General features: G+C 64.6%; 19 protein-coding genes and 1 pseudogene. 6 read left to right on the plus strand and 14 right to left on the minus strand.

Annotation, left to right across the window (positions count from 1 at the left end; all coding sequences use genetic code 11):
* Positions 1 to 93: 93 nt before the first annotated feature.
* The 3 genes from OMP44_RS06410 to OMP44_RS06420 all read right to left on the minus strand — a co-directional run bounded on the left by OMP44_RS06410 (position 94) and on the right by OMP44_RS06420 (position 3439).
* On the minus strand, positions 94 to 858 hold the full coding sequence (locus tag OMP44_RS06410; protein ID WP_133859428.1) for a DeoR/GlpR family DNA-binding transcription regulator: 765 nt from the start codon (positions 856 to 858) through the stop codon (positions 94 to 96).
* A 169-nt stretch (positions 859 to 1027) separates the two neighbouring features.
* Positions 1028 to 2536, minus strand: coding sequence for a glycerol kinase GlpK (gene glpK, locus OMP44_RS06415; RefSeq protein WP_187978971.1), 1509 nt, complete (start codon positions 2534 to 2536; stop codon positions 1028 to 1030).
* A gap of 30 nt (positions 2537 to 2566) precedes the next feature.
* Complete coding sequence (locus OMP44_RS06420; protein WP_133859426.1) at positions 2567 to 3439, minus strand: MIP/aquaporin family protein; 873 nt, start codon at positions 3437 to 3439, stop codon at positions 2567 to 2569.
* A 296-nt stretch (positions 3440 to 3735) separates the two neighbouring features.
* Between OMP44_RS06420 and OMP44_RS06425 the strand changes: the two genes are divergently transcribed.
* Positions 3736 to 4518 (plus strand): PhzF family phenazine biosynthesis protein, encoded by a 783-nt coding sequence (locus OMP44_RS06425; protein WP_187978972.1) that lies wholly within the window; start codon positions 3736 to 3738, stop codon positions 4516 to 4518.
* Between the two features lie 45 nt (positions 4519 to 4563).
* Here the strand turns inward: OMP44_RS06425 and argF are convergent, their stop codons facing one another.
* Complete coding sequence (gene argF, locus OMP44_RS06430) at positions 4564 to 5481, minus strand: ornithine carbamoyltransferase (RefSeq protein ID WP_280307029.1); 918 nt, start codon at positions 5479 to 5481, stop codon at positions 4564 to 4566.
* 191 nt (positions 5482 to 5672) lie between these two features.
* The gene (locus tag OMP44_RS06435; protein WP_280307031.1) at positions 5673 to 6077 is read right to left on the minus strand and encodes a DUF3597 domain-containing protein; all 405 of its coding nucleotides are present in this window, start codon (positions 6075 to 6077) and stop codon (positions 5673 to 5675) included.
* A 245-nt stretch (positions 6078 to 6322) separates the two neighbouring features.
* Here OMP44_RS06435 and grxD point away from each other — a divergent pair, with 245 nt between their 5' ends.
* A complete protein-coding gene (gene grxD / locus OMP44_RS06440) occupies positions 6323 to 6649 on the plus strand; it encodes a Grx4 family monothiol glutaredoxin (protein WP_017640308.1) in 327 nt (108 codons plus the stop codon).
* A 58-nt stretch (positions 6650 to 6707) separates the two neighbouring features.
* Here grxD and bfr read toward each other — a convergent pair whose 3' ends face one another.
* The 4 genes from bfr to pyrC form a co-directional block, all read right to left on the minus strand.
* The gene (bfr, locus tag OMP44_RS06445) at positions 6708 to 7184 is read right to left on the minus strand and encodes a bacterioferritin (RefSeq protein WP_017640309.1); all 477 of its coding nucleotides are present in this window, start codon (positions 7182 to 7184) and stop codon (positions 6708 to 6710) included.
* Positions 7185 to 7376: 192 nt separating this feature from the next.
* Positions 7377 to 7592 (minus strand): bacterioferritin-associated ferredoxin, encoded by a 216-nt coding sequence (locus OMP44_RS06450; RefSeq protein ID WP_007162750.1) that lies wholly within the window; start codon positions 7590 to 7592, stop codon positions 7377 to 7379.
* A 110-nt stretch (positions 7593 to 7702) separates the two neighbouring features.
* On the minus strand, positions 7703 to 8374 hold the full coding sequence (rnt, locus tag OMP44_RS06455) for a ribonuclease T (protein WP_405046278.1): 672 nt from the start codon (positions 8372 to 8374) through the stop codon (positions 7703 to 7705).
* Positions 8375 to 8376: 2 nt separating this feature from the next.
* Positions 8377 to 9420: a dihydroorotase gene (pyrC, locus tag OMP44_RS06460; protein ID WP_133859420.1), complete on the minus strand. Its 1044-nt coding sequence runs from the start codon at positions 9418 to 9420 to the stop codon at positions 8377 to 8379.
* Positions 9421 to 9561: 141 nt separating this feature from the next.
* Between pyrC and OMP44_RS06465 the strand changes: the two genes are divergently transcribed.
* Both OMP44_RS06465 and OMP44_RS06470 read left to right on the plus strand, forming a co-directional pair.
* Positions 9562 to 10512 (plus strand): flagellar protein MotY, encoded by a 951-nt coding sequence (locus OMP44_RS06465; RefSeq protein ID WP_280307036.1) that lies wholly within the window; start codon positions 9562 to 9564, stop codon positions 10510 to 10512.
* A gap of 117 nt (positions 10513 to 10629) precedes the next feature.
* Positions 10630 to 11847 (plus strand): argininosuccinate synthase, encoded by a 1218-nt coding sequence (locus OMP44_RS06470; RefSeq protein ID WP_133859418.1) that lies wholly within the window; start codon positions 10630 to 10632, stop codon positions 11845 to 11847.
* 50 nt (positions 11848 to 11897) lie between these two features.
* On the opposite strand, the gene OMP44_RS06475 is transcribed toward OMP44_RS06470, so the two are convergent.
* From OMP44_RS06475 to OMP44_RS06495, 5 genes and pseudogenes are all read right to left on the minus strand, one after another.
* On the minus strand, positions 11898 to 12080 hold the full coding sequence (locus OMP44_RS06475; RefSeq protein WP_064307213.1) for a PA3496 family putative envelope integrity protein: 183 nt from the start codon (positions 12078 to 12080) through the stop codon (positions 11898 to 11900).
* Positions 12081 to 12221: 141 nt separating this feature from the next.
* Positions 12222 to 12860 (minus strand): endonuclease III, encoded by a 639-nt coding sequence (nth, locus tag OMP44_RS06480; protein ID WP_093249298.1) that lies wholly within the window; start codon positions 12858 to 12860, stop codon positions 12222 to 12224.
* A pseudogene (locus OMP44_RS06485) lies at positions 12857 to 13852 on the minus strand (RnfABCDGE type electron transport complex subunit B); the annotation flags it as partial. The pseudogene OMP44_RS06485 and the gene nth, both read right to left, overlap by 4 nt.
* A 171-nt stretch (positions 13853 to 14023) precedes the next feature.
* Positions 14024 to 16063 carry a methionine--tRNA ligase gene (gene metG, locus OMP44_RS06490; protein WP_273862914.1) on the minus strand — a complete coding sequence of 680 codons (2040 nt, stop codon included), beginning with the start codon at positions 16061 to 16063 and terminating at the stop codon, positions 14024 to 14026.
* 98 nt (positions 16064 to 16161) lie between these two features.
* Positions 16162 to 17313, minus strand: a complete 1152-nt coding sequence (locus OMP44_RS06495; protein ID WP_280307039.1) for a M14 family metallopeptidase — start codon at positions 17311 to 17313, stop codon at positions 16162 to 16164.
* A 122-nt stretch (positions 17314 to 17435) separates the two neighbouring features.
* Here OMP44_RS06495 and apbC point away from each other — a divergent pair, with 122 nt between their 5' ends.
* Positions 17436 to 18530 carry an iron-sulfur cluster carrier protein ApbC gene (gene apbC, locus OMP44_RS06500; RefSeq protein ID WP_273862912.1) on the plus strand — a complete coding sequence of 365 codons (1095 nt, stop codon included), beginning with the start codon at positions 17436 to 17438 and terminating at the stop codon, positions 18528 to 18530.
* An 80-nt stretch (positions 18531 to 18610) separates the two neighbouring features.
* The gene (dcd, locus tag OMP44_RS06505; protein ID WP_007162761.1) at positions 18611 to 19177 is read left to right on the plus strand and encodes a dCTP deaminase; all 567 of its coding nucleotides are present in this window, start codon (positions 18611 to 18613) and stop codon (positions 19175 to 19177) included.
* The last annotated feature ends 114 nt before the right edge of the window (positions 19178 to 19291 follow it).

Below are 19291 nucleotides of genomic sequence, written 5' to 3' on the forward strand. Positions count from 1 at the left end.
GGTTCTAGCCAGGTCTGTGTCTTCAGACCGCTAAAACGAAAAAAAACGAATATAGAGAGAAGCCAGGCGACGAATGGTCGTCGCCTCGGAGGGTCAGCGCGGGCGCGCCACTTCCACCTTGACCTGCCATTCCTGCAGGCAGCGGGCGAAGGCGGGTGACGGCTCGCGCTCGGTGAAGAGCTGGTCGATCTGCTCCAGGCTGCCCAGGCGGATCATGGCGTTGCGACCGAACTTGCTGGAATCGGCGGCAAGAAACACCTGGCGGGCGTTATGGATGATGGCCTGGGAGACGCAGACCTCCTGGTAGTCGAAGTCCAGCAGGGTGCCGTCTTCGTCGATGCCGCTGATGCCAACCAGGGCGTAGTCGACCTTGAACTGCTTGATGAAGTCGGCGGTCGCCTGGCCCACCACGCCGCCGTCGCTGCGCACCTTGCCGCTGGCGATCAGGACGTCGAAGTCGTCCTTGGCGCTGAGGATGTTGGCCACGTGCAGGTTGTTGGTGATGACCTTGAGGCTGCGATGCCCGAGCAGGGCATGGGCGATGGCCTCGGTGGTGGTGCCGATATTGATGAACAGCGAGGCATGGTCGGGTACGGCGGCGGCCACGGCTTCGGCGATCAGGCGCTTTTCCTCGCGCATCTGGCCGGCCCTCATGCTGTATTCGGTGTTCTCCACGCTGGAGTCGTGGGCAGCGCCGCCATGGTAGCGCCGCAGCAGGCCGGCCTCGGCGAGCTGGTTGATATCGCGGCGGATCGTCTGCGGGGTGACGGAGAAATGCTGGGCCAGCTCTTCGATGCTGACGTAGCCGCGCTCACGGACCAGTTCGAGAATCTGCTGTTGGCGAGGCGCCAGGCTCATTGCGGCTTCCTTGAGGTGATCGAGTAAATTCACAGAGGATGCCGTAGGTCTTTCCGGGTGGAAAGCGCTTGTCGCGCAAAGCAAGACCGGCGTCGGAAGACGCCGGTCTCATGGAGAGCCGTCCGGAAGGCCGCCGGGCAACCGCCGGCACCTTCCGCAACGGAGTCACTCAGTCCAGGGCCCAGCCGCGGGTGCGCTCGACGGCCTTTTTCCAGCCCTTGTACAGGGTGTCTCTCTTGGTCGGGTCGCATGCCGGCTCGAAGACCCGTTCGATGGTGCTCTTGCTGCGCAACTCGTCCAGGCTGCTCCAGAAGCCGGTGGCAAGACCGGCCAGGTAGGCCGCGCCCAGGGCGGTGGTCTCCTTCATTACCGGCCGCTCGACCCGGGTGCCGAGCACGTCCGACTGGAACTGCATGAGGAAGTTGTTGGCGGTGGCGCCACCGTCCACCCGCAGGGACTTCAGGGCTTCGCCGGCATCCTGCTGCATGGCATCCAGCACATCGCGGGTCTGGAAGGCGATGGATTCCAGGGTGGCGCGGATGATGTGGTCCACCTTGACGCCACGGGTCAGGCCGAACAGCGCACCGCGGGCATAGGGATCCCAGTAGGGCGCGCCCAGGCCGGTGAAGGCCGGGACCAGGTAGACGCCGTTGCTGTCGGTCACCTTGGTGGCGAAGTACTCGGAGTCCAGGGAGTCGTTGATCACCTTGAGTTCGTCGCGCAGCCACTGGACGGTGGAGCCACCGTTGAAGATGGCGCCTTCCAGGGCGTAGTTGACCTCGCCGCGGGGACCGCAGGCGATGGTGGTCAGCAGGCCGTGCTGGGACTGTACCGCCTTCTCGCCGGTGTTCATCAGCAGGAAGCAACCGGTGCCATAGGTGTTCTTGGCCTGGCCGGGTTCCACGCACATCTGGCCGAACAGCGCCGCCTGCTGATCGCCGGCGATACCGGCGATGGGGATGCCGGTGGTCTGGCCGCTGCCCAGGTGCGCGTGGCCATAGACCTCGGAGGAGGACTTCACTTCCGGCAGCATCTCGCGCGGGATGTCCAGCACCTCGAGCATGGTGGCGTCCCACTCGCGCTTGTGGATATCGAACAGCAGGGTGCGCGAGGCGTTGGTGTAGTCGGTCACGTGGGCCTGACCCTGGGTCATCTTCCAGATCAGCCAGGTATCGACGGTGCCGAACAGCAGCTCGCCACGGCGGGCGCGTTCACGGCTGCCTTCGACATGGTCGAGGATCCACTTGATCTTGGTGCCCGAGAAGTAGGGGTCGATCACCAGGCCGGTGGTCTTGCGGATATGGTCTTCCATGCCGTCGCGCTTGAGCTGGTCGCAGATCGCGGTGCTCTGGCGGCTCTGCCAGACGATGGCGTTGTAGATGGGACGGCCGGTGGTCTTGTCCCAGACGATGGCGGTTTCCCGCTGGTTGGTGATGCCGATGGCGGCGATCTGCTCGTTGCTGATGCTGGCCTGGGCCAGCGCCTCGACGAACACCGCGCTCTGGGTGGCCCAGATCTCCATGGGGTCGTGCTCGACCCAGCCGGCCTGCGGGTAGATCTGCGCGAATTCGCGCTGGGCAATGGTCACCACGTTGGCGTTGCGGTCCAGCACGATGGCGCGCGAGCTGGTGGTGCCCTGGTCGAGCGCGACGATGTACTGCTTGTTCTGGTCGGTCATGGTCTTGTTCCTTATTGTGATTCGCGGCGATCAGGACGCTTTGGAGGCGGAGGTCACTTCGGTGCGGGCACTGTCCTCGGCCTTGGCCGGGACGTCGCAGGCACCCGAAGCCAGGCCGGGCAGATGGCGGCAAATCAGCGCCTTGTAACCGGCGGCGCCCAGGCAGGCACCGACGATGGGGCCGAAGATGGGCACCAGGAAGTAGGGGATGTCACGGCCACCGGTGAAGGCGATCTCGCCCCAGCCGGCAAAGAAGGTCATCAGCTTGGGTCCGAAATCGCGAGCCGGGTTCATGGCGAAGCCGGTCAGCGGACCCATGGAGCCACCGATCACGGCGATCAGCAGGCCGATCAGCAGGGGTGCGAGCGGACCGCGGGGCAGGCCGTTGCCGTCGTCGGTGAGGGCCATGATCATGGCCAGCAGGATGGCGGTGATGACGGCCTCGACCAGGAAGGCCTGGCCAACCGACAGGGACGGATGGGGATAGGTGGAGAAGACGCCGGCCAGCTCCAGGCTCGCCTGGCTGCCGCGGACCATGTGATGGGCCTGTTCATAATCGAAAAACAGGCTGCTGTAGAGGCCGTAGACCAGCGCCGCACCGCAGAAGGCGCCGGCCACCTGGGCCAGGATGTAGGCCGGGACCTTGCGTCTTTCGAAGCCACCGAACAGCCAGAGGGCGATGGTGACGGCCGGACTGAGATGCGCGCCGGAGACACCGGCGGACAGGTAGACCGCCATGCTCACGCCGACGCCCCAGATGATACTGATCTCCCAGAGGCCGAGAGTAGCGCCGCCGACCTTCGCGGCCGCCACGCAACCGGTACCGAAAAAAATGAGGAGGGCTGTGCCGAGGAATTCGGCGATGCATTGACCGCGTAGCGTTGGAGCCGGAAGAGTACTCATGGAGGAGCCTCGTGGTTGTTGTATTTATAGGTGGCCGGAGAGCCATTTGTTCGCAACCGAAAATCTAATTTCAAATATGAAAACTGTCAAAGCTCCTGAGCGCAAAAACAGTGACGACGTTCGACAATTCATTGCCGATGCGACGCCGCCTGCTATTTTGGTCATAGGACTTCTGGCGACAACCGGCCGGTTGGCAGGTCTTAATGTATAGCCGTTGCTGTCAGGGATCATCAGAGGCCGGGTGCCCGTGCGACGTCGATGCTTGCTGTTTCTCTTCTTCTGCTCAGGTAGCGCGCATGCCCCTAGAATTTCATCAGGTCGATGCCTTCACCGATCAGTTCTTCCGTGGCAATCCCGCTGCGGTCTACCGCCTGGACAGCTGGCCGGCCGATGAGCTGCTGCAGCGGATCGCCACCGAGCACAATCTTTCGGAAACCGCCTTCGTGGTGTGGGAGGAGGATACCTGGCGCATCCGCTGGTTTACCCCGCGGACCGAGGTGCCCCTGTGCGGTCATGCCACCCTGGCTGCCGCGCACATCCTGTTCGAGGTCTATGGCGAAGCGGGTGATCGCCTGGAGTTCATCAGTCAGTCGGGCGTCCTGCGGGTATTTCGCGAAGCCGATGGACTGCTGGCGTTGGATTTCCCTGCGCTGGTGCCCACGGAGCAGGGGGTCACTCCCGAGCTGGAACGTGCCCTGCGGGTCTCGCCGGTGGATGCACTGGCGGCGGACAAGCTGCTGGTACTGCTGGAGTCGGAGCAGGCGGTGCGTGACTGCAAGCCGGACCTGGCGGCCATCGCCCGGCTCCCCTGGCAAGGCGTCATCGTGACCGCGCGGGGGCAGGAGGTGGACTTCGTTTCGCGCTTCTTCGCCCCGGCAGTGGGTGTGGATGAAGATCCCGTCACCGGTTCGGCGCATTGCAGCCTGATTCCCTACTGGTCGCGGCGACTGGCCAAGCGGATGCTCACCGCCCAGCAGCTTTCGGCCCGGGGCGGGCAGCTCAGGTGTCGACTGGAGGGTGACCGGGTCAGTATCGCCGGGCGGGCGGTGACGGTGCTGCGCGGTCAGCTGTTGCTGTAGCGAAAGGGCCTCGACTGCCTGACGCAGCCGAGGCTTCTGCCGGGTTCAGGCGTGCAGCGGCGGCTTGATGAGAAATTCGAGCAGCGCCTTCTGGGCATGCAGGCGATTTTCGGCTTCGTCCCAGACCACCGCGCGGGCATCGTCCAGCAGGGTGTGGCTGATCTCTTCCCCGCGGTGGGCCGGCAGGCAGTGCATGAACAGCACATCGGGCGCGGCGCCATCGAGCAGTTGGGCGGTGACCTGGTAGGGCTTGAAGGCCGCCAGGCGTAGGCGGGTTTCCTCTTCCTGGCCCATGGAGGTCCAGACGTCGGTACTGACCAGGTGGGCCTGGGCCACCGCCTCGCGTGGATCCCGGGTCAGCTGCACGCGGTCGCCGGCGCGTTCGAGGAAGCGCGGATTGGGCTCATAGTCTTCCGGGCAGGCGATGCGCAGGCTGAAGTCGAGCTGCTCGGCCGCCTCGATGTAGCTGTTGCACATGTTGTTGCCATCGCCGATCCAGGCCACGGTCTTGCCGCGGATGTCGCCCCGGTGTTCGAAGAAGGTCTGCATGTCGGCGAGCAGCTGGCAGGGGTGCAGATCATCCGACAGGCCATTGATTACCGGCACCCTGGAATTGGCGGCGAAGGTGGTGAGCATCTCGTGGGCATAGGTACGGATCATCACGCCGTCGAGCATGCTCGACATGACGCGGGCGCTGTCCGGGACAGGTTCGCCGCGACCAAGTTGGGTATCACGGGAAGAGAGGAAGATCGCCTGGCCGCCGAGCTGGATCATGCCGGCCTCGAAGGAGAGGCGGGTACGGGTCGAGGCCTTTTCGAAGATCATGCCCAGGACGCGATTGCGCAGGGGCTCGTGCAGCACACCCCGGTTGCGCAGGGCCTTGAGCTCGATGCCGCGTGCGATGAGTTGCCGGAGTTCCTCGGGGGAACAGTCCATGAAAGAGAGAAAGTGGCGAACCGTCATTTCGTTACCCTAGCGTCCCGTCCCGGTAACGGCCGTCCATGGAGGACGCGGCGAACCTGAGAGCATGCCGTTTCAAACGGCGGAAAGACCAAAGGCGAAATGGTATAAGTTCATGTCGCATTTTACCACCATCGCAGGCCAGGCCCTTCGGGCAGGGCGGCTGGCCCGAGACGGATCAGTTGGCGGTAGCCTTACAGCAGGTCGGCGGGAACGTTGCCGCCGTTGTCGGCCAGCTTCTGCAGGACGGCCTTGTGCAGCCACATGTTCATCTGGGCAGAGTCGCCCAGCTTGTCGGCCGGGCAGTTCAGTTCCTTGGCCAGTTCCTGGCGGGCGGTCAGGCTGCTGTCCAGGTCGAGGAGCTTGAGGAGGTCGACGATGGAGGTCTTCCAGTTGAGTTGCTCGCCTTTCTGAGTGGCCAGGCCATCCAGCTTGGCGGCGACGTCCACCTGGCTCATATGGTTGCCAGCACCTGCGGGGGCGGTGCTACCGGCGGGCGTGGTGGTCTCGGTGGCACCGGTAGTGGGCGCGGCGGCAGGGGTGTCCGCGTGGGCTTCACCGATGCCGAGCTTGGATAGGATGGTGCTGAACAGGCTCATGGAGTTCTCCTGGGGGTCTTGGATCAGGCGCACCGAGCGGCGCCTACCTTTAACCTGACCACGGCCGCGTCCGCAAAGTTTGCTCGGCGGCGCGCCGGATCGTGGTCATGGCGGCGAACGGTGGTGCCGGAGCGTGGTCGATTTGCAGGTCGAGCCGCGCCTGTCATGGGCTGGACGTCGCGGAAATCCCGGCGTTCCACCGGCCTTTCCGTTACAATCGTCCCACCGTATTAGCGAGGTGCATCGTGGAAATCATCGATACCATCAAAGACCAGATTGCCAACAATCCCGTGCTGCTCTACATGAAGGGTTCGCCGAACGCGCCTCAGTGCGGCTTCTCTTCCCGCGCCGCGCAGGTGCTGATGGCCTGTGGCGAAAAATTCGCCTATGTCGACATCCTGCAGAATCCGGAAATCCGCGCCAACCTGCCCAAGTACGCCAACTGGCCGACCTTCCCCCAGCTGTGGGTCGGCGGCGAGCTGGTCGGCGGCAGCGACATCCTGGCCGAGCTCTATGAGAAGGGCGAGTTGCAGACCCTGATCAAGCAGGCCGTGGAAACCAAGGACGCCTGAGTCCCTGGCCCATAAAAAAGCCCGCAGCGTGCGGGCTTTTTTATGGGCGGCTGCCCGATCAATCGTCGTCGTGCATCTGCGACTGGATGTAGTTCTCGATCCCGACGCTGGCGATGAGGCTCAGCTGGGTCTCCAGCCAGTCGATATGCTCTTCCTCGGATTCGAGGATGCTCTTGAGCATGTCGCGACTCACATAGTCCCGCACGCTCTCGCAATAGGTGATGGCTTCACGCAGGTCGGCCACGGCGCTGATTTCCAGGCGCAGGTCGCACTGGATCATCTCCTGAGTGTTCTCGCCGATCATCAGCTTGCCCAGGTCCTGCAGGTTGGGCAGACCTTCCAGGAACAGGATGCGCTCGATCAGGCGATCGGCGTGCTTCATCTCGTCGATGGATTCCTTGTACTCGTGATGACCCAGCTTGCGGATACCCCAGTCGTTGTACATCCGCGAGTGCAGGAAATACTGGTTGATGGCCACCAGTTCGTTGCCGAGGATCTTGTTCAAATGCTGGATGACGGTGATATCGCCTTTCATGGCCGGACCTGCAAATCGGGTGGGATTACCGGCAGTCTGAGCGTGGGAGGGCCCTTTGTCAAAAGCTTAAGTTGTTGAAAAATCGACGAAAATCGAACGGTAATCGAAAGCTTTTCCATCCTTTTCGTAAGCGTTTGATTAGACAATAAAAAAGCCGGACGCAAGGTCCGGCTTTTTTTGCAGGGGTATCGCTCAGGCGCGCGGGACGTCCAGCGCATAGGCGAGCTGCTGGGCGCCGTGCAGCTCACCGAGGGTTTCCTTGACCACCTGCTTGGCGAGGCAGGCGCACTTGCCGCACTGGGTGGCGCAACCGGTGCTTTCCCGGACTTCCCGATAACTGCAGCAGCCCTCATAGATGGCTTCGCGAATCTGCTTGTCGGTCACGCCACGGCAAAGACACACGTACATGGATCGCCTGCTGTATGAGTGGAGGTGCCGCCAAAGCTAATGACAATGAGAATTATTGTCAAAGTTGTAGGCGGCAAAATCTCATTAACGGCAGGGCGGGCGACGGACGGTCAGTCGAGATCAACCCAGCCGCCCATCTCCCGCCAGCGATTGACGATGCCGCAGAACAGCTCGGCGGTCTTCTCAGTGTCGTAGCGGGCCGAGTGGGCTTCGCGGTTATCGAATTCGATACCGGCGGCCTGGCAGGCCTTGGCCAGCACCGTCTGACCATAGGCCAGTCCGGCCAGGGTGGCGGTATCGAAGCTGGAGAAGGGGTGGAAGGGATTGCGCTTCAGCCCGCAGCGCAGCACCGCGGCATTGAGAAAGCCCAGGTCGAAGCTGCTGTTGTGGCCGACCAGGATGGCTCTCTTGCAGCCGTTGGCCTTGAGCGACTTGCGCACGCCCTTGAAGATTTCGCTGAGCGCCTGCTCTTCGCCCACCGCCATGCGCAGCGGATGGTCGAGCTTGATGCCGGTGAACTCCAGCGCCGCCGGCTCGATATTGGCGCCGGCGAAGGGTTCGACGCGGAAGAAGTAGGTGTGGTCCGGGTAGAGCACCCCGTCCTCGTCCATGGCCACCGTGGTGGCGGCGATTTCCAGCAGGGCATCGGTGGCGGCATTGAAGCCACCGGTCTCGACATCCACTACTACCGGCAGGTAGCCACGGAAGCGGCGCGCCATGGGGATGCGCGAGTCGGACATCGGCTGGCTGGCGTCCAGTTCGTCGCTGAAGGTCTCGTCCATGCTCATGCGCCCACCTCCAGACGCCAGCGCAGCGTCTCGCCGGCGCGCAGCGGAATCACCTCGTGGTCACCGAAGGGCAGGGAGGCAGGGGCCTGCCAGTCCTCGCGGACCAGGGTGACGGTCTCGGTATTGCGCGGCAGGCCGTAGAAGTCGGCGCCGAAATGGCTGGCGAAGCCTTCCAGACGGTCGAGGGCATTGCGGCTCTCGAAGGCCTCGGCATAGAGCTCTAGAGCGCCATAGGCGGTGTAGCAGCCGGCGCAGCCGCAGGCCGCTTCCTTGGCGTGACGGGCATGGGGTGCCGAATCGGTGCCGAGGAAGAACTTGGGATTGCCACTGGTGGCGGCGTCCAGCAGGGCGCTCTGGTGGGTATTGCGCTTGAGGATCGGCAGGCAATAGAAGTGCGGCCGGATCCCGCCCACCAGCATGTGGTTGCGGTTGTACAGCAGGTGGTGGACGGTGATGGTGGCACCGACGTTGGCCGGGGCCTCGCGCACGAAGGCAGCGGCATCACCGGTGGTGATGTGCTCGAACACCACCTTCAGCGTCGGGAAGCGCTGGACGATACGCACCAGATGCTCGTCGATGAATTTCTTCTCGCGGTCGAAGACGTCCACCTCGGCATGGGTGACCTCGCCGTGCACCAGCAGCGGCAGGCCGATCTCGGCCATGGCTTCCAGGGTGGGAAAGAGGTTGTCCAGCGAGGTCACGCCGGAATCGGAATTGGTGGTAGCGCCGGCCGGATAGAGCTTGGCGGCGTGCACGAAGCCGCTGGCCTTGGCGCTGCGTACCTCTTCCGGGCTGGTGCGGTCGGTGAGATAGAGCACCATCAGCGGTTCGAAGCGGCTGCCGGCCGGGCGCGCGGCCAGGATACGCGCGCGGTAGGCGGCGGCCTGCTCGGCATTGCGCACCGGTGGCACCAGGTTGGGCATGACGATGGCGCGACCGAATTCCCGGGCAGCGTCGGCGACGGTCTGCGGCAGGGCGGCGCCGTCGCGCAGGTGAATGTGCCAGTCATCGGGACGGGCAAGGGTGATCCGGTCGGTCATGCGGGATTCCAGGCTGCGGGAAAGTGGGGAAATGCTACCGGAAAAGGGGGTAGCCGGCATCCGTGCGGCGGGACCGTACTCAAGTTTTCCGCGCCTTCGACCGATAAGAAGCCCAGGTACTTTTTCTTTCCGGAGTCCGACGTGCGCTCGCGTTACCTCTTCCTTTCCTCTCTGCTGCTTGCCGTGCCGGCCTGGGGGATGACCTTCCAGAGCCGGCTCGAAAGCGTGGAATGGAAGGTCGAGGGCGACATCTTCGCCTGTCGCCTGCTGCAGCCCATTCCTCGTTTCGGCAGCGGCGGCTTCCTGCGTCGCGCGGGCGAGTCCACGGTGTTCGAGCTACGGCCCAATGGTCAGTGGCTGCCGGCGGGCAGTGCCAGCCTGAAGGCGGCGGCGGTGCCCTGGAAGCCGGGGCTGGGCGATATCAGCCTCGGCTCGGTCAAGGTCGTCGAGGGTGAGCAGGCGCTGGCCACCAGCGCGCAGCAGGCGCAGCGGCTGCTGGCGGGGTTGATGGAAGGGCGCATGCCCCAGGTCAGTCGCGCGGGCGCCCTGGACGACCGGGTCGAGGTCCGGCTGCTGCCGGTGCGCTTCGAACCGGCCTACCAGCAGTTCCAGGCCTGTACCCAGAAGCTGCTGGCGGTCAATTTCGAGCAGATCCGCCATTCCCAGGTCAATTTTCCGGGCGGCGGAGATACCCTGGACGATCTGGCCAAGGCCAAGCTCGATCTCATCGATGAGTACCTGAAGGCCGATCCGACGGTCAACCACGTCATCGTCTCGGGCTACAGCGACAACCAGGGCACGCGCCTGGATAACCGCCAGGAATCCCGGCTGCGTGCCATCGCGGTGATGGAGTACCTCAAGAGCAAGGGCTTCGCCGCGGAGCAGATCGAATTGCGCTTCTTTGGCGAGCAGTACCCCGTGGCGCCCAACAGCAGCAAGGCCAATCGCGCGCTCAATCGCCGGGTGACCCTGGTGTTCTCGCGGGTGCCGCCAGGCGCCGAGCCTCCAGCTGCGGCAACCACCAGCACCGCGGCCAATCCGGCCGAACCGCCGGCGCCCACCCCGGCACCGCCGGCCAAGCCCAAGGGCTGATCCGTCACGACCGCATGTCGCCCAGACATCAGAGTGCGTCGCGCCCCTGTAAAAGCAGCGAGGCGACCAGTAGAATTGTCGCTTTCCGACTCAACGCAACACACGGGAGCGAACGGCATGGCGGATGTGAAGAAGGTAGTCCTGGCGTATTCCGGCGGCCTGGACACCTCGGTGATCCTCAAGTGGCTGCAGGATACCTATAACTGCGAAGTGGTGACCTTCACCGCTGACCTCGGCCAGGGCGAGGAAGTCGAACCGGCACGCGCCAAAGCCAAGGCCATGGGCGTCAAGGAAATCTACATCGACGACCTGCGCGAAGAATTCGTCCGCGACTTCGTCTACCCGATGTTCCGTGCCAACACCGTCTACGAAGGCGAGTACCTGCTGGGTACCTCCATTGCCCGTCCGCTGATCGCCAAGCGCCTGATCGAGATCGCCAACGAGACCGGCGCCGACGCCATCTCCCACGGCGCCACCGGCAAGGGCAACGACCAGGTGCGTTTCGAGCTGGGCGCCTATGCGCTCAAGCCGGGCGTCAAGGTGATCGCACCCTGGCGCGAGTGGGACCTGCTGTCCCGCGAGAAGCTGATGGACTACGCCGAAAAGCACCAGATCCCGATCGAGCGCCACGGCAAGAAGAAGTCGCCGTACTCCATGGACGCCAACCTGTTGCACATCTCCTACGAGGGCGGCGTGCTGGAAGACACCTGGACCGAGCACGAAGAAGACATGTGGCGCTGGACCAAGTCTCCGGAAGCCGCGCCGGACACCCCGACCTACCTCGAGCTGACCTACCGCAATGGTGACATCGTCGCCATCGACGGCCAGGAGCTGAGCCCGGCCACCGTGCTGGCCGAACTGAACCGCATCGGCGGCGAGAACGGCATCGGTCGCCTGGACATCGTCGAGAACCGCTACGTCGGCATGAAGTCCCGTGGCTGCTACGAGACGCCTGGCGGCACCATCATGCTCAAGGCCCACCGCGCCATCGAGTCCATCACCCTCGACCGCGAGGTGGCTCACCTCAAGGACGAGCTGATGCCCAAGTACGCCAGCCTGATCTACACCGGCTACTGGTGGAGCCCCGAGCGGCTGATGCTGCAGAAGATGATCGACGCCTCCCAGGCCAGTGTGAACGGTGTGGTACGCCTGAAGCTGTACAAGGGCAACGTCATCGTTGTCGGCCGCAAGTCCGACGAGTCGCTGTTCGATGCCAACATCGCCACCTTCGAAGAAGACGGTGGCGCCTACAACCAGGCCGACGCGGCGGGCTTCATCAAGCTCAACGCCCTGCGCATGCGCATCGCTGCTGGCAAGGGTCGTACCCTGCTGTAAGGGTCGCCGCGCAACGCAAAACCCCAGCCTCAGCTGGGGTTTTTCATGGGCTACAGATCGAAGTCGTACTCGGAGATCTGCCGCTTCAGGCGACGCTCTTCGAGCATGTCGTCGATCAGACGCCGCTTGGTCAGATTGGTCTTGCTGATGACGATGGGCTCGACGGTTTCAGGCGTCTCGCCATCGGTCTCGAAATCTTCGTCTACATCGATGTCGCTTTTGTCTTCGGCCATGGGTAACTCCTGCAAGGCTGGACAGGGTCACACGCCAGTCATCGACGGGGCTGCGGACCTTTTCGCGCACCTTATAGCGACAAAGCAGGGGCCGGTAAAAAAGATTTTTTCAATCGCCAAAGGGCTTTGGTGCGCCCTTTTTCAATCGTCAGAGGTTTTTGCCTTGTATTCGCAGAGATCCTCGATGCGGCAGCTGCCGCAGCGGGGCTTGCGCGCCTGGCAGACATAGCGGCCGTGCAGGATCAGCCAGTGGTGGGCATCCAGCAGGAAATCCTTCGGCACCACCTTGAGCAGCTTGAGCTCGACCTCCACCACGTTCTTGCCCGGGGCGAGATTGGTTCTGTTGCTGACGCGGAAGATATGGGTATCCACCGCCATGGCGAGCTGACGGAAAGCGGTGTTGAGCACTACGTTGGCGGTCTTGCGCCCCACGCCGGGCAGGGCCTCCAGTTCCTCGCGGGTCTCGGGCACCGCACCGCCATGGCGTTCCAGCAGCAGCCGGCAGGTCTCGATGACGTTCTTGGCCTTGCTGTTGTAGAGCCCGATGGTCTTGATGTACTCCGACAATCCCGCCACGCCCAGGTCCAGGATGGCCTGGGGCGTGTTGGCCACCGGATAGAGGCGGGCGGTGGCCTTGTTGACGCTGACGTCGGTGGCCTGGGCCGAGAGGATCACCGCGATCAGCAGCTCGAACGGCGAGGCGTAGGCCAATTCCGTCTTGGGATCGGGGTTGTCCTCGTGCAGCCGGCGAAAGATCTCCAGGCGTTTGGCGGCATTCATCGGTCGGTTCGCTCTTCCAAGGCCGTGAGGTGGTGAGCCGCCTGCTGAGCGGCGCTGCGCAGGGTTTCCAGCTGGGCGCTCTGCGGGGGTGTGGGCTCGCTACCGAAGGCCCGCTCGGCCTTGGTCAGCTGGGCGCGTGCCAGGGTGGCAGCGATCCGCGCCTGCCTGAGCGCAGCGGGGTCGGCGGACGGCTGCGCCAGGGCCGGCGCACTGGCGCTGGCGGGCCCCTGCTGCGCCCTGTCGAGGGCCGTCTGCGCCTGCTGGGCCGCTTCACGCAACTGCTGCACCTGGGTTTCCAACGCGGGCGTACCGTACTGGACCAATTGCCGCTCGGCCTTCTGCAGGGCGACACGCGCCATGGCGGCAGCGATCTTCAGCGGCTTGAGTGAGGATTCCGCCGTGGCGAGGGGCTCTGCAGCCGTGGCGGTCGCAGGTGGCACCTGACGGCGCTGGCGCTCGGCGTCCAGTCGTTCGCGGTCCCGTTGCAGGCGGGACTGGCGGGCGTCGAAGCGGCGCCGATAGTAGTGCGCGCGCTGACGCTCCGCCGTGCGGTCGACCGGTGCCGGGACCGCCACCAGATCGATGCAGTCCACCGGGCAGGGTGCCAGGCACAGCTCGCAACCGCTGCATTCGTTCTCGATCACCGTGTGCATCAGCTTGGCCGCGCCCAGGATGGCATCGGTGGGGCAGACCTGGATGCACTTGGTGCAGCCGATGCATTCATCCTCGCGGATCACCGCGCGCTGGCTGGGTGTGACCGGATAAGGCGAGTCCAGGGGCAGCGTCGGGCGCTGGAGCAGGGTCGAGAGTTCCAGGATGGTGGCCGCGCCACCGGGCGGGCACTTGTTGTGCGCCTCACCCGCGGCGATGCCCGCCGCATAGGGCTGGCAACCGGGGTGGCCGCATTTGCCGCACTGGGTCTGCGGCAGCAGGGCGTCGATGGCGGTGATGAGGGTGGCGTGAGCGTTCATGATCAGGGTCGGGGCTGGAGGAAGAACGGCGCCCTGAGAGCCTGCTCAAAGTCGGCTGCGCGTCGGCCAAACTGCGTTGAAAATGGCTTCGGAATGCTCATTTACGCTTTGTAAACTCCGCTTCCTCAGCCATGTTCGCCTTGTTTGTCGCTAGCTCGCTCGCCTTTGAGCAGGCTCTCGGCGCCGTTGCTGTCACATCACCCGCTGGCCGGGCTTGGCGCCGCTGTCGGGACTGAGCAGGTGGATCTCGCTGCCGCCGGGGCCGGCGGCCAGGACCATGCCTTCGGAGACGCCGAACTTCATCTTGCGAGGCGCGAGGTTGGCGACGTACAGGGTCAGGCGGCCTTCGAGCTGGCTCGGCTCCGGGTAGGCGCTCTTGATGCCGGAGAAGACGTTTCGCTTGGCATCGCCGATGTCCAGGGTCAGGCGCAGGAGCTTGTCGGCGCCTTCGACGAATTCGGCTTTCTCGATCAGGGCGATGCGCAGGTCGACCTTGGAAAAGGTATCGAAGTCGATGGTCTCGGCCAGCGGGGCCTTGCTCAGTTCGCCATTGCCGGCGGGCTGGGGAGCGGCCTGGGCAGCCAGGTCTTCCTTGGAAGCGTCGATCATGGTCTGCACCTTGGCGGGTTCGATGCGGGTGAGCAGGGGCTGGAAGGCGTTGAGCTGATGATTGGCCAGGCGGGTGTCGAGGTCGGCCCAGGTCAGGGGGGCGACGTTGAGGAAGGCCTCGGCGGCGGCGGTCAGGTTGGGCAGTACCGGCTTGAGCAGGATCGCCAGCTGGCGGAACAGCTCGATGCCCTGGGCGCAGATGGCCTGCACTTCGTCGGCCTTGCCGTCCTGCTTGGCCAGGCTCCAGGGCGCCTGGTCGGCGATCCAGGCGTTGGCGCGGTCGGCCAGGGCCATGATCTCGCGCATGGCGCGGCCGAAGTCACGGGTCTCGTAGGCCTCGGCGATGCTGGGCGTGGCGGCGCGGAAGGCGGCTTCCAGCTCGGGCGCGGCCTGGGCGTCCACCAGCAGGCCGGCATTGCCCTTGTGGATGAAGCCGGCGCAGCGGCTGGCGATGTTGACCACCTTGCCCACCAGGTCGGAATTGACCTTCTGCACGAAGTCCTCGAGGTTCAGGTCGATGTCCTCGACGTGGCGAGAGAGCTTGGCGGCGAAGTAGTAGCGCAGGTATTCGGGATTCAGGTGATCCAGGTAGGTGCGCGCCTTGATGAAGGTACCGCGGGACTTGGACATCTTCTGGCCGTCGACGGTGAGGAAACCGTGGACGCTCAGCGCGGTCGGCTTGCGGTAGCCGGCGCCTTCGAGCATGGCCGGCCAGAACAGCGCATGGAAGTTGACGATGTCCTTGCCGATGAAGTGGTACAGCTCGGCGGTGCTGTCCTTGTTCCAGTAGGCGTCGAAGTCCAGATCGTCGCGACGATCGCAGAGATTCTTGAAGCTGGCCATGTAGCCGATGGGCGCGTCCAGCCAGACATAGAAGTACTTGCCCGGAGCGTCGGGGATCTCGAAGCCGAAGTAGGGCGCATCCCGGGAGATGTCCCATTCCTGCAGCCCGGCGTCCAGCCATTCGGCGATCTTGTTGGCCACCGATTCCTGCAGGGCACCGCTGCGGGTCCAGCCCTTGAGCATCTCGGCGAAGTCGGGAAGCTTGAAGAAGAAGTGCTCGGATTCACGCAGCACCGGGGTCGCGCCGGAGATGGCCGACTTGGGATCCTTCAGTTCGGTGGGCGCATAGGTGGCGCCGCACTTCTCGCAGTTGTCGCCGTACTGGTCGGCGCTGCCGCACTTGGGGCAGGTGCCCTTGATGAAGCGGTCGGCCAGGAACATCTGCTTGTCCGGGTCGAAATACTGGGTGACCGGCCGGGTGGCGATATGGCCCTTCTCGCGCAGCTTCAGGTAGATGGCGCGCGACAGCTCGCGATTCTCTTCCGCGTGGGTAGAGTGGAAGTTGTCGAAGGCCACGCCGAAGTCGGCAAAGTCGGCGCTGTGCTCGCGCTTGACGTTGTCGATCAGCTGCTCGGGCGTGATGCCCTCGCGCTCGGCGCGCAGCATGATGGCCGAACCGTGGGCGTCGTCGGCGCAGACATAGATGCACTGGTTGCCGCGCAGCCGCTGGAAGCGGGCCCAGATGTCGGTCTGGATGTACTCGACCATGTGGCCGAGATGGATGGAGCCGTTGGCATAGGGCAGGGCGCTGGTGACGAGAATCTTGCGGGGCTCGGTCATGGTCTTGGCTGGATCGCGGCGCTGATAAATTGACCGACCATCATAGCGAAATGGCCGGTCGGTTTCATCCGTGGGGATGGGCGATGACTGGAGCTGGCCTAGAGATCGGCCAGTTGCCAGTAAAGAGCGCTGACCATGGCCGCGCCCAGGGCGGCGCTGCGGGCACCGTTCCAGCCGACGTCCGGGCGGGGATCGTTGGCGTTGTCCTTGAATGGCAGCTCCAGGGTCAGGGCCAGGCAGCCATGGGTATAGCCGACGTACTTGGTGGCGAGCTTGAGGGTCTCGCTGCCGAAATGACCGCGGGGATAGCCGTACCGGGTCTGGAAATCCGGGCTGGCGCGCTGGAAGCGCTGCAGGAAGGCCTGCTGCTCGGCTTCCTCGCGCTCGCCGAAGGTGGGCAGACCGTTGCAGCCGTCGACGAAGACATAGGGCAGGGCCTCGTCGCCGTGGATGTCGAGGAACAGGTCGCAGCCGCTCGCGGCGATGGCGCGGCGTACCGCCAGCACCTCGGGACTGCGTCCTTCGTCCGGCTCCAGCCATTCGCGGTTGAGGTTGGCGCCGGCGGCGTTGGTGCGCAGATTGCCCAGCGCCGAGCCGTCGGGATTCATGTTGGGCACCACGTGCAGTACCGCATGCTCCAGCAGCTTGGCACCGACCGGGTCGCCCTGGTGTTCGCCCAGGCCGAGCAGGCGGCGCAGCAGGCCTTCGACGAACCACTCGGCCATGGGCTCACCGGGGTGCTGGCGGGCGATGATCCAGATGTTCTTCTTGCCAGCGCCTGGGGTGCCGATGCGCAGCAGGTCCAGCGAACGTCCCAGCAGCGAACGGCCGACGGTTTCCAGACGGACGGCGGGATGGCGTTGCGCCTCGCCCATGAAGGCCAGGTGACGGCTCTCCGGATAGGGTTCGAAATAGGCGAAGAACAGGCTGTCGTGTTCCGGGGTGACGGTCCAGCTCAGGGCCTTGCCGTCATAGCGGCTGGGAATGCGGAACCACTCCTGGCCGCAATAGCTGGCGACCACGCCATAGTCGCGCCAGCCCTCTGGGTAGGCGCACTCGCCGGCGTTGTCGAAGCTCAGCTGGCAGGGCAGGCCGCGGGCGCCTTCGAGACGGAAATGGAACCACTGGGTGAAGGGCGAGGCGGTGTCCGGGCGGATGCGCAGGCGGATGTCCGCGTGATCGGCCAGGGACAGCACCTCGACGGCGCCGCTGTCGAAGGTGGAACTGATGTGCAGGGAAGAGGCGTTCACGCAGGACTCCACGGGCGAGGGGAAAGCCGGGAGTGTAGCGCCGCGTGGATAGGCTTTAGCAAGGACAGTGGGTAGCATAGGCCGCAGCTTCTCTTTCCTATCCGCTGTTTCCGGGAGTCCGCATGACCGCTCCGACTCGCGAGGCCATCGAGGCCGCGCTGCGCCAGTATCACGATCCCTATCTCGAACAGGACCTGCTCAGCGCCGGCGCCCTGCGCGACCTCGCGCTGGACGGTGGCAGGGTGCGCGCCCGCTTCGAGCTGGGCTATGCCGCCGGACTGTTCAAGGGTGGCCTGGCCCAGGTGCTCAAGACCGCGTTGGAGAACGTGCCCGGGGTCGAGACCGCCGAGATCCAGGTCGATTGCCTCATCGCGCCTCACGCCGCCCAGCCGCAGCTGGAGGCCATGGGCAACGTCAAGAACATCATTGCCGTGGCCTCGGGCAAGGGCGGGGTGGGCAAGTCCACCACCGCCGCCAACCTGGCCCTGGCGCTGGCCCGCGAAGGGGCCCGGGTCGGCGTGCTGGACGCCGACATCTATGGCCCCAGCCAGGGCATCATGTTCGGTTTCGCCGAGGGCACCCGGCCCGAGGTGCGCGACGAGAAGTGGTTCATCCCGCTGCAGGCCCATGGTGTCGAGGTCATGTCCATGGCCTTCCTGACCAATGACAAGACCCCGGTGGCCTGGCGTGGCCCAATGGTCTCCGGCGCCCTGATCCAACTGATCACCCAGACCGCCTGGAACGACCTTGACTACCTGGTGATTGACATGCCGCCGGGCACCGGCGATATCCAGCTGACCCTGGCGCAGAAGGTGCCAGTGGCCGGCGCGGTGATCGTCACCACGCCCCAGGACCTGGCCCTGCTGGACGCCAGGAAGGGTGTGGAGATGTTCCAGAAGGTCAACATCCCGGTGCTCGGGGTGGTGGAGAACATGGCGGTGCACATCTGCTCCAACTGCGGCCACGCCGAGCACCTGTTCGGCGAAGGCGGCGGTAGCAAGCTGGCCGAGCAGTACGGCGTGGATCTCCTGGCTTCCTTGCCGCTCGCCATGGCCATCCGCGAGCAGGCCGACGCCGGACGTCCCACCGCCATCGCCGATCCCGACAGCCAGATCGCGCTGATCTACCAGGAACTGGCGCGCAAGGTCGGCGCCCGCATCGCCCAGGGCGGCCAGGCCGGCGGCGGCATGCCGACCATCACCGTCAGCGACGACTGATTTCGTGCGTTCGCCTTTGAGACCGCGCCGCTATCCAATACAATGCGCGGTCAATTTTTCGCCCCGGAGCTAGACCTGCCATGAGCATCAAATCGGACAAGTGGATTCGCCGCATGGCCCAGGAGCACGGCATGATCGAGCCCTTCGTCGAGCGCCAGATGCGCGGTGCGGACGACAGCCGGGTGATCTCCTACGGGGTGTCCAGCTACGGCTACGACGTGCGCTGCGCCAACGAATTCAAGGTGTTCACCAACATCCATTCGGCGGTGGTGGACCCGAAGAACTTCGACGACAAGAGCTTCGTCGACGTGGTCAGCGACGTCTGCATCATTCCGCCGAACTCCTTCGCCCTGGCCCGCACCGTGGAATACTTCCGCATCCCGCGCGACGTCCTGACCATCTGCCTGGGCAAGAGCACCTATGCCCGCTGCGGCATCATCGTCAACGTCACCCCGCTGGAGCCCGAGTGGGAAGGCCACGTGACCCTGGAGTTCTCCAACACCACGACCCTGCCGGCCAAGATCTACGCCAACGAGGGCGTGGCCCAGATGCTGTTCCTGCAGTCCGACGAGGCCTGCGAGGTCTCCTACAAGGATCGCGGTGGTAAGTACCAGGGCCAGCGCGGCGTGACCCTGCCACGCGCCTGATCCGCAGCTGTTCGAGCGAAGCCGCCTGTTGGGCGGCTTCGCTGTTTCCGGGCCTCAAGAATCGACCGCTGCCGCCGATAGCCTGTGACCTGACTTATCTTTGGAGTGGACTTT

This window comes from Pseudomonas flavocrustae, assembly GCF_029872515.1.
GTDB lineage: Bacteria > Pseudomonadota > Gammaproteobacteria > Pseudomonadales > Pseudomonadaceae > Chryseomonas > Chryseomonas aestiva.

Coding starts and splice junctions, on each gene's coding strand:
- OMP44_RS06410 (WP_133859428.1), bottom strand. CDS start 858: ATGAGCCTGGCGCCTCGCCAACAGCAGATTCTCGAACTGGTCCGTGAG.
- glpK (WP_187978971.1), bottom strand. CDS start 2,536: ATGACCGACCAGAACAAGCAGTACATCGTCGCGCTCGACCAGGGCACC.
- OMP44_RS06420 (WP_133859426.1), bottom strand. CDS start 3,439: ATGAGTACTCTTCCGGCTCCAACGCTACGCGGTCAATGCATCGCCGAA.
- OMP44_RS06425 (WP_187978972.1), top strand. CDS start 3,736: ATGCCCCTAGAATTTCATCAGGTCGATGCCTTCACCGATCAGTTCTTC.
- argF (WP_280307029.1), bottom strand. CDS start 5,481: ATGACGGTTCGCCACTTTCTCTCTTTCATGGACTGTTCCCCCGAGGAA.
- OMP44_RS06435 (WP_280307031.1), bottom strand. CDS start 6,077: ATGAGCCTGTTCAGCACCATCCTATCCAAGCTCGGCATCGGTGAAGCC.
- bfr (WP_017640309.1), bottom strand. CDS start 7,184: ATGAAAGGCGATATCACCGTCATCCAGCATTTGAACAAGATCCTCGGC.
- OMP44_RS06450 (WP_007162750.1), bottom strand. CDS start 7,592: ATGTACGTGTGTCTTTGCCGTGGCGTGACCGACAAGCAGATTCGCGAA.
- rnt (WP_405046278.1), bottom strand. CDS start 8,374: ATGGACGAGACCTTCAGCGACGAACTGGACGCCAGCCAGCCGATGTCC.
- pyrC (WP_133859420.1), bottom strand. CDS start 9,420: ATGACCGACCGGATCACCCTTGCCCGTCCCGATGACTGGCACATTCAC.
- OMP44_RS06470 (WP_133859418.1), top strand. CDS start 10,630: ATGGCGGATGTGAAGAAGGTAGTCCTGGCGTATTCCGGCGGCCTGGAC.
- OMP44_RS06475 (WP_064307213.1), bottom strand. CDS start 12,080: ATGGCCGAAGACAAAAGCGACATCGATGTAGACGAAGATTTCGAGACC.
- nth (WP_093249298.1), bottom strand. CDS start 12,860: ATGAATGCCGCCAAACGCCTGGAGATCTTTCGCCGGCTGCACGAGGAC.
- metG (WP_273862914.1), bottom strand. CDS start 16,063: ATGACCGAGCCCCGCAAGATTCTCGTCACCAGCGCCCTGCCCTATGCC.
- apbC (WP_273862912.1), top strand. CDS start 17,436: ATGACCGCTCCGACTCGCGAGGCCATCGAGGCCGCGCTGCGCCAGTAT.
- dcd (WP_007162761.1), top strand. CDS start 18,611: ATGAGCATCAAATCGGACAAGTGGATTCGCCGCATGGCCCAGGAGCAC.